The organism is Streptomyces sp. YGL11-2 (assembly GCF_050054615.1).
Taxonomy (GTDB): Bacteria; Actinomycetota; Actinomycetes; order Streptomycetales; family Streptomycetaceae; genus Streptomyces.
This window is the reverse complement of sequence record NZ_JBNHIN010000173.1, coordinates 1-503: the sequence shown is the minus strand read 5'-3', so window position 1 is coordinate 503 and position 503 is coordinate 1. Positions and strand designations below refer to the sequence as shown.

Annotated in this window: 1 pseudogene; it reads left to right on the top strand. The window is 68.6% G+C overall.

Annotated elements, in window-relative coordinates:
* Positions 1–172: 172 nt before the first annotated feature.
* Positions 173–503: pseudogene (locus ACO1BR_RS44210) on the top strand (DUF4097 family beta strand repeat-containing protein); the annotation flags it as partial.

Below are 503 nucleotides of genomic sequence, written 5' to 3'. Positions count from 1 at the left end.
GCGTACGACGGAGCAGACCCGCACCACCGGACAGGGCTTCACGGGCTGGGTGCGCTGACCGCGCCAGTGCCAGTGCCAGTGCCAGTGCCAGCGCCTGCACCGCATCGCATCACCTTTCACCTACTCCACGTCCCACGGGGGACGTCCAAGGACTCATGAGGACGGTTGAGCCATGCCTTCTTTCGACACTCCCGAAGCGATTTCCGCCACCGCGCACGTGACCGCCGGCTCCATCCGGTTCGCCGCGGGCGACCGCCCCGACACGGTCGTCGAGGTACGGCCCCGCGACCCCAAGCGGGAAGCGGACGTACGAGCCGCCGACCAGACCGAAGTCACCTACGCGAGCGGCGCCCTGAGCGTCAGGACACCCAAGCAGCGCTACTTCGTCGGCCGCACCGGCACCGTCGACGTCACGGTCGAACTACCCACCGGCTCGCACATCGACACCAAAGGCTCCTGGACCCAGGTCCTGGGCGAAGGCCGACTCGGCGAAGTCCGCGTCA